This window comes from Marivita sp., assembly GCF_017643905.1.
GTDB lineage: Bacteria > Pseudomonadota > Alphaproteobacteria > Rhodobacterales > Rhodobacteraceae > Marivita.
The window spans coordinates 1-7,489 of the sequence record NZ_JAEPMO010000180.1; the positions used below are offsets into that span (position 1 = coordinate 1).

8 protein-coding genes and 1 tRNA gene are annotated in these 7,489 nt (G+C 59.7%); 2 read left to right on the top strand and 7 right to left on the bottom strand.

The window, feature by feature from the left end:
* Positions 1-127: transposase domain-containing protein (locus tag JJ869_RS20505; protein ID WP_292269448.1), on the top strand; the 127-nt coding region annotated here is incomplete at its 5' end.
* A 234-nt stretch (positions 128-361) separates the two neighbouring features.
* Here JJ869_RS20505 and JJ869_RS20510 read toward each other — a convergent pair.
* The 7 genes from JJ869_RS20510 to JJ869_RS20540 all read right to left on the bottom strand — a co-directional run bounded on the left by JJ869_RS20510 (position 362) and on the right by JJ869_RS20540 (position 6,229).
* Positions 362-436 (bottom strand) — tRNA-Gln (locus tag JJ869_RS20510).
* 63 nt (positions 437-499) lie between these two features.
* Positions 500-1,882, bottom strand: coding sequence for a mechanosensitive ion channel family protein (locus JJ869_RS20515; protein WP_292270172.1), 1,383 nt, complete (start codon positions 1,880-1,882; stop codon positions 500-502).
* A 13-nt stretch (positions 1,883-1,895) separates the two neighbouring features.
* Positions 1,896-2,912 (bottom strand): GGDEF domain-containing protein, encoded by a 1,017-nt coding sequence (locus tag JJ869_RS20520; protein ID WP_292270175.1) that lies wholly within the window; start codon positions 2,910-2,912, stop codon positions 1,896-1,898.
* On the bottom strand, positions 2,909-3,508 hold the full coding sequence (locus JJ869_RS20525; RefSeq protein WP_292270177.1) for a heme NO-binding domain-containing protein: 600 nt from the start codon (positions 3,506-3,508) through the stop codon (positions 2,909-2,911). The genes JJ869_RS20520 and JJ869_RS20525 overlap by 4 nt, the downstream gene beginning before the upstream one ends.
* 68 nt (positions 3,509-3,576) lie before the next feature.
* Positions 3,577-5,136 carry a trimethylamine methyltransferase family protein gene (locus JJ869_RS20530; protein ID WP_292270178.1) on the bottom strand — a complete coding sequence of 520 codons (1,560 nt, stop codon included), beginning with the start codon at positions 5,134-5,136 and terminating at the stop codon, positions 3,577-3,579.
* 101 nt (positions 5,137-5,237) lie between these two features.
* Entirely contained in the window at positions 5,238-5,948 is a 711-nt protein-coding gene (locus JJ869_RS20535) for an HAD family hydrolase (RefSeq protein ID WP_292270181.1), read from the bottom strand.
* A complete protein-coding gene (locus tag JJ869_RS20540) occupies positions 5,945-6,229 on the bottom strand; it encodes a DUF3572 domain-containing protein (RefSeq protein WP_292270183.1) in 285 nt (94 codons plus the stop codon). Before JJ869_RS20540 ends, JJ869_RS20535 begins: the two co-directional genes overlap by 4 nt.
* Before the next feature lie 83 nt (positions 6,230-6,312).
* Here JJ869_RS20540 and JJ869_RS20545 point away from each other — a divergent pair.
* Positions 6,313-7,489, top strand: a 1,177-nt coding sequence (locus tag JJ869_RS20545; protein ID WP_292270186.1) for a diguanylate cyclase, incomplete at its 3' end; no start/stop codon positions are given.

Consider the following 7,489-nt stretch of genomic DNA (forward strand, 5'->3'; position numbering starts at 1 on the left):
AACCTGCAAACTCAACGGGATCGAACCCCATGGCTATCTGTCCGGCGTCCTGACCGCCATCGCAGGCGGGCACAAACAGACCGATATCAACCTGCTGCTGCCCTGGAATTACGTCAATCACGTGTGAACGGCGCACCGCTTGCGGTCTTCTATCGAGGGGAGGATCATCATCAACGAGGAGTAGTCATACCTTTCCTCTGTCTTCCTTCCTCTATCCACCTCCTCTACCCATTACTTGTGCCTATTCCCCCGCACTACCTCGAAGGGTACGCTCTGATGGGGGCACTAAACGGGGGCATTTCCGCGAAGTCGGCTGAGACCGCCGCGAATGGGTGTCTTCAGGTCTTGGATCAGAGGAAACTGGCTGGGGTGGTAGGATTCGAACCTACGGTACGCGGTACCAAAAACCGTTGCCTTACCACTTGGCTACACCCCAACCGTGCGCGGGTACTTACGCCGCTCTTTGGGCGGGATCAAGACCCGGAATTCGAAATTTTTCCTACTCTTCGGGCGCGTCTTTCTTGAGCAGATCGTCGACGCCTTTCTCGGCGCGTTCGGTGGCCACGATCCGCTCGAGTTCCTTGTCCATTGCTGCCTCGACATCGCCGACTGTCGCGGTTGCGGCTGCGATGACAGCGGCGTTCGACGTGACCGGTTTCGCGGCGGGCTGCGGCGCCGCCGCATCGCCGACGCCGACGATGCGCAAGGTGGTTTCCGGCATGACGATGCCCGCGTGATCGAAGGCCGCGAGGCAAAGGCGCCAGGCTTCACTCCGGGCCTTGAGATAGCTGGTTTCGTGCTGCCTGATCCAACCGGCCACGTTCAGGATGATCGCGCTGTCCCCCAGTTCCTCGATCCAGACCGCAGGCGCGGGTTCGTCGATCACGAAAGGCAAGGAGGCCACGGTTTGCAGCGCCAAATGCTGCGCCCGCAGCAGATCGGTGTCATAGGCGACGCCAAGGCTCACCAGAAACCGGCGCTCATCGTTGCGCGAATAGTTCACGATCCGGCTTTTGAAGACGGTCGCATTGGGGATGCGGATGTGATTTCCGTCAAAGCTGAGCAAAATCGTGGCGCGGCTGGTCAGACGAATGACCTTGCCGATGTCGCCTTCGATTTCGACCTGATCATTGGGTCGGAAGGGTTGGCGAATCGACAGCATGATCGAGGCGATGAAGTTCTCGACCGTGTCCCGGACAGCAAAACCGATGGCGAGGCCGATGATCCCCGCCGCACCAAGGATCGTCGAGAGCAAAGCGGTTGCCCCCAGGATATCCAGCGCGATCACCAATCCGCCAAGCATGAAGGCAATACGGATCACCTGACGATAAATGTCCGCGATAAACGCATTGGGCGCGATCCGGTCCCACGGTCTTTTCATGCGGGCGATGAGGAACCCGACCGCGACCACAAGCGCAAACGCAGCGACGGCGATGGCGAGCAGTGGCAGGTAATTGATGAACTGCTCTGACCGCGTGCGGAACCGCTCAAGCGCGGGGTCAAGGCGGCGCACCACGTCGGTGGTTTCCTGCACCCGGTTTTCGATGGTCACCACACCTTCGACGCGGCCCGCGATTTCGTTCAACCGGGTGACCGCCGTCCCATCAAGTGCAGTTCCGCGCAACGTGACGATGCCGGAATTGACCGTGACGGTGACATCTTCGTAACCGTCCAGTTCCATGAGGATTTCGCGAATCCGGTTGGCGATGGCCGCATCTTTCTCGGCGCTGTCCTCGACTGCGATGGTGCCCGTCGGCTGATCCGAATTCTGGGCCTGAAGCGGTGCGGAGAAAACGCCAAAGACGCAAAGAGTGATCGAGAAAAGACTGCGGAAAATCAGACCCATGCCAGTAACAATGCGCGACAGATCCTTAGGTTTCAAGAACGATGTTCGGCTAGGCGCCACGCGACGTTGGGACAGGCAAGTCAAGCTCCACAAGGCTGTTTCCCATGTCTGGTGACCAGAAGAGGTGCTGCCCCCGACCGGATCGCTTTGCAGCATACAGGGCGATATCGGCAAAAGTGACCGTGGTCTTTGGGTCGCGCCGCGCCGCGGTCTGGGAAACAGCTATTCCGATGCTTGCACCAATGGCAACGTCCTGCCCTTCGATCATGAGCGGTTCTGAAATGTCCCGGATCAGGCCACCTGCAAGTGCGTTCAGACGCGCGGTGTCCGTCAATCCGGGGCAGACAATGACAAATTCATCACCACCGGCGCGAACGAGCAGATCATCTTGCCGCGTATGTGCGCGCAAGACCCCGGCGACCCGTTTGAGAACCGCATCCCCAACCCCGTGACCAAGCGTGTCGTTCACCTGTTTGAACCGGTCCAGATCCATCTGCAGGATCGCGTATTCGGTATCGGACTGGCCCAACCGCTCCAACGCGCCGTCCAGACCGCGGCGGTTGTGCAGCCCAGTCAAACCATCCGTCAATGCCTCTGTTTCGGCGGCAAGGCGCGCACCGTTCAGCCGGGAATTCAGGCTGAAGGATGCCGCCATCGCGCTCGACTTGGCCTCTTGCAGGAACAGCAGTTCCATCACCAGATCGCTGGGTGCGAAATCCTGCGCCGTCAGCCCGTAACGCTGCACCGCGTCGACCACCGCCATCCCGAAGGACAGGTCGAGGATCACGCCATCTGTCTGATCTTCGATCAGAAGCCCGCGCAGCCCAAGCCCCGGTTCGGCCCGCACGCGCAGACGCAACACTTGCCCCGCAAGGCCCCTCAGATCGGCCATCTTGGACGGTTTTTTCGGGCGTTGAACCTCGAATACTTCAAGGAATCGCTGTCCTGTCGGGTCATCAATACCCAGCTTTGCAAAGCTCTTTCCGACCTGCCTGACGTGCCCGGTCGGACCGACCCAGACATGCAGCGGCCTGAGCGCGCGCAAAAGGTCCGGCGCAGAGATCATGCGCCCTCCGCAATCGCGACCTCGGCCAGCGAGAAGCCACGATCATCGGCAAAGGCCGCCTCAACAACCGTCACTTCGATCACTTCTGCCCCGTCGCGTTGGCCACGATGGTCAAGCAGGGCCAGCGTTCCGTAATCGTCGGCCATGGCCCGCAGCAACCCAACGAGTACGTGACCGAAGCCCGCAGGCTTGCCCCGGCAGAAGATGGTGAAGCTTCCGGCAGCCGGTTGGCGCACTTCCACCTGCGGCAGGTCCAGGCCCGACACGGCCAAACGCGTGCGGCCCGGCAGATCGTCGAGCGAGTGCAGCAGTTCGGAAAACGTCTCTCCTCCGAAACGCATAAGGCGGCGGACCGACGCGTGGTTCTGATGGGTGATCAGGTATGTGCCAATGTCTTCAAGGATCACCGACTCAGGTCGGTCCAGCACATGCGCAGCTGCAGAAAGGAGTTGCGGGAAATAGTCCCCATCATATTGCAACATCGCCTCGAACCCGGTGACGGGCATATCCGACAGGACAACCACCCGCGTCCAGTTTTCAGGGCCGAAGGTATCGGAAATGAATGCCTCTAGGGTGCGGAAGATCAAACCATGCATGCTGTGCGCCTGTTATTCGGCGCGCATCATGGCAAGAGGGTCTTAACAATCGGCAAACACCAGCCAGATCAGAAATCCGTTGGCGCCCCGCCCTCTGCCTTGCGGCGTTCGACAAAGGCCACAAGCTCTTCGTGGATGGCTTCATCCATCGGCGGCGCTTCGAATTCCTCAAGGATCGCCTTGTACATCACATGGGCCCGCTCTGCGGTCCAGACACCGCCTGCGGCCTCCCATGCCTCGTAGTTCTTCCAGTCGGACAGGAAGGGTTGATAGAACGCGGTCGTGTAACGTTCCTGCGTGTGCTTGGTGCCGAAGAAATGTCCGTTGCTACCCACTTCACGGATCGCCTCGAGGCCCAGACCGTCATCACTGACGTCGCAGATCGCCGGGTCCATGTAGCGGATCAACTGCTGGATCACCTCGCAATCCATGACGAACTTTTCGGGGCTGGCGATCAGGCCGCCTTCGAGCCATCCGGCGGCGTGGTAGACAAGGTTCGTGCCCGACTGGATCGCGGCCCAGAGGCTGTGTTCTGTTTCCCACATCGCCTGACCATCGGGGACGTTCGCGGCGCACACACCGGAGGACCGCAGCGGCAGGCCGTAGAAGCGGGCCATCTGGCCGGTCATCTGCGTCGCACGAATATATTCCGGTGTGCCAAAAGCAGGTGCCCCCGATTTCATATCGACATTCGATGTGAAGGTGCCGATGGCACAAGGCGCACCGGGGTTGATGATCTGGGCCAGAACGATCGCGCTGAGCCCTTCGGCCAGCGATTGGGCAACAGCGCCTGCCATGGTCACTGGGGCCATTGCACCGGCAAGGGTAAACGGCGTGACGATACAGCCCTGCCCGCGCGCCGCGCAGCGCATCCAGCCATCCATCATCGGATGGTCATGCTTGAGCGGCGAGGTCGAGTTGATGTTGGTGTACATGCGCGGGCTGGCGTCGAATTCCTCGTGGGTCAGTCCACCTGCGATGCGGACCATCTCCATCACATCTTCGACCCGTTCCTTGCCCAGCGAATAGGCATGGGCCACTTTGTCGGTCAGGGTGAGCTTGTCATAAAGCACATCCAAGTGCCGAACGCTGGCATGGATATCCACGGGTTCCACCGGATAGCCGCCGACGAAGTGGATACAGTTGAAATACTGCGACAATTTCAGGAAATTGCGGCACATCTCGCGCGTGCCGGGGACCTTGCGGCCCATTTCCATGTCCCAGTAATTGGGCGGCGACGAGACGTTGCCGAACAGGATATGCCCCTCACCGACAACAATCTTGCGGTCCGGGTTACGCGGCGTGATCGTGAAGGACCTTGGCGTCTTGCGCACCCATTCCATCACGAAATCCCGGTCCATGCGGACGTTCTCACCGTCTACGGTACAGCCGGCCTCCTTGAGGATGCGCACCGCCTCGGGGTTCAGGAACTCGATCCCGACCTCTTCTAGGATCACCATCGCCGTTTCATGGACCCGCGCTATGCCCTCTTCGGTCAAAGGTTCTGTCGGGCGGTCGATATTGATGGGAAGGCTCCACGGAAGCTGTTCGATCACCGCCGATCCACGGCGCACAGCATGGCCGGATCGCCCTCCGCTCCGACGTTTGCGTGTCGTGGCCTCTGTCATCGCGTCCTCCTGCGTTGCCCTTTCAAGCTAGGCATCGCAGGTGCGGGTTATCCTGCCGGAACACGACTCCTGCGGTCGCTTTTGTCGTTTTCCAGACGAGATCAGCTTATGCCAAGCCAGTCAGGCAGGTGGCCAATGTCGGGCAACACGAGATCCGCGAAGGGTTGCAAATCCGCAGCGGTGGCAAGACCGGTCAGCACTGCAACAGTGCGCATGCCGGCAGCACGGCCTGCCATCAGGTCATGAGTGCTGTCCCCGACCATCAGCACACGGTCGGGAGCGACACCAACAGAGGAACAGAACGCCAGCAACTGACCCGGTTCAGGCTTTGCCCCATAGCCGCTGTCGGACCCCGCGATGAAGTCGAACCAATGGCGTACACCTGCGGCGTCAAGATGGGCATAGGCCGGTGCCTCGGCATCATTGGTCGCCACGCCAAGACGCAATCCCGATGCCGAAAGCCTTTCCAGCAAGGGTGCCAGCGGGACAGCCTCGGCCATAGGTGCTGAAGCGGCTTCTTCGTTGATGAGCGCAAAAAGTGCCGCATCGGTCAGGTCGGGACATTCCGGCGACAAGGTCGCAACAAGCTCATCCGGTGTGCCTGCGATGACAAAGCTGTCAGGCGCGAACAAGCCAGCGTCCAAATCGAACCCGATCACATGTCCCAAGGCCACCGCGCGCGCCCGGTCGCCATTTGCCAGACGCATGAGAAACGCCTTGGCCCACGCATTCCACGTCGCGCCGAAATCAAACAGCGTGCCGTCCTTGTCGAACAGAATCGCACCGACATTGCGCGGATTGGCTGTGGTCATGTCCAGTGCACCTGCTGTCCACCCGGCAAGGCGGCGCGCGCCTGCATCAGACGGTCATAAGGGATGCCTTCATTATCGCAGAAGGCGATCACCCAAGCATCGTCCATCATGATGAAATCAAGCACGGATGCTTGAAATTCCGGCAGGATGAGCCCCTCGCGGAACGTGGCCTCATCGGCCCCGGTCGAGCCCATGAACACAGACAAAAGTTCATCATTGCCCGCCAGCCATACGATGGATTTAACAGCGATCTGCTCTGCGCCATCCCGAGAAATCGTCATTTTTAGATATTTCCCAAACACTTTTTTAACCAAATAGCCGCAATGAATTGGTGAGCAAAGCCTTAACGCATGCCGGAGGGTCCGTGTCTGGATATGTCCTGATCATCGATGCCATGAGCAACCGACGCATTCACCTGCGGTCGCGGTTGGATACGGTCGCGTATCAGGTGGATTTAGCCGAGACTCAGGCGGAAGGTCTTGCGAAGATACGGCAGGACGCGCCGGATGTTGTCATCATTGCCGACGACCTGCCCGGACTGAAGTTGAGACAGTTTTGCAGGGCGCTTCGCGCCAGCCCCGTGTCGCAGCTTACGACCGTTGTCGTTGCTGTGCGCAGCGAAAACCATTCTGCGCGCGTCAGTGCACTCAATGACGGTGCTCATGATGTGATCGATCAGACGGCCGACGCGACTGATCTCAAGGCCCGGATGCGGAGTTTCTTGCGCTCGCGGCAATTTCTTGAAGACACTCGTGCCCATCGCGCGCCGCAACAGGCCCATGGCATGTCAGAGGCAATACCGGAGTTCGCCCCAAGGATCATCGCCACCATTGTATGCGCGGCTTCTTTCAACGAAGCAGAGATCAATTATCGGTTTGGTCCCGAAACCGGGATCGAAACACGGCTTGTCGCAGCGCATGCCGCGCGGCGCACCCCGGATGAAGACTCCGACGTCTTCGTTCTTGTTGAATCCGATCACACCGATGAAGCACGCGAAACCCTTGCAGCCTTGCTCACACATCCTGTCAGCCGGCACAGCCGTATCCTGTTTGTCACCGACAGGACGGGCAAAAGCGCGTCGCCGCTTGATCTTGGAGCACATGACCAGGTGCCGACAACAGTCACACAAAACGAACTGGCGCTGCGGATCCAGCGGCTTGCACGGCGTAAACGCGATGCCGACCGGCAGCGAAAAGCAGCGACCGAGCTTGAACACAAAGCCTATGTGGATGCGCTGACCGGTTTGAACAATCGCACGGCACTGGAGGAGTATCTGCTCGGCACTGATCGTGCGCTGGCCGTTCATCCGCGACAGGTTGCGGTGCTGATTGCAGACCTCGATCACTTCAAGGCCATCAACGACAATCACGGACATGCAGCCGGAGACGTGGTTCTTGTACATGTCGCGCAGACAATGAAAGCGCATTTGCGCGATGGAGATTTCATCGCGCGATATGGTGGAGAGGAATTCTTGATCGTCCTGCCTGATGTGACCCCGGCTCAGGCGCGATCCGTTGCGAACCGATTGCGGGATGCCGTGG

Bases quoted from the DNA above. Each gene is read 5' to 3' on its own strand.
- JJ869_RS20520 (WP_292270175.1), bottom strand. From the start codon at position 2,912: ATGATCTCTGCGCCGGACCTTTTGCGCGCGCTCAGGCCGCTGCATGTC.
- JJ869_RS20525 (WP_292270177.1), bottom strand. From the start codon at position 3,508: ATGCATGGTTTGATCTTCCGCACCCTAGAGGCATTCATTTCCGATACC.
- JJ869_RS20530 (WP_292270178.1), bottom strand. From the start codon at position 5,136: ATGACAGAGGCCACGACACGCAAACGTCGGAGCGGAGGGCGATCCGGC.
- JJ869_RS20535 (WP_292270181.1), bottom strand. From the start codon at position 5,948: ATGACCACAGCCAATCCGCGCAATGTCGGTGCGATTCTGTTCGACAAG.
- JJ869_RS20540 (WP_292270183.1), bottom strand. From the start codon at position 6,229: ATGACGATTTCTCGGGATGGCGCAGAGCAGATCGCTGTTAAATCCATC.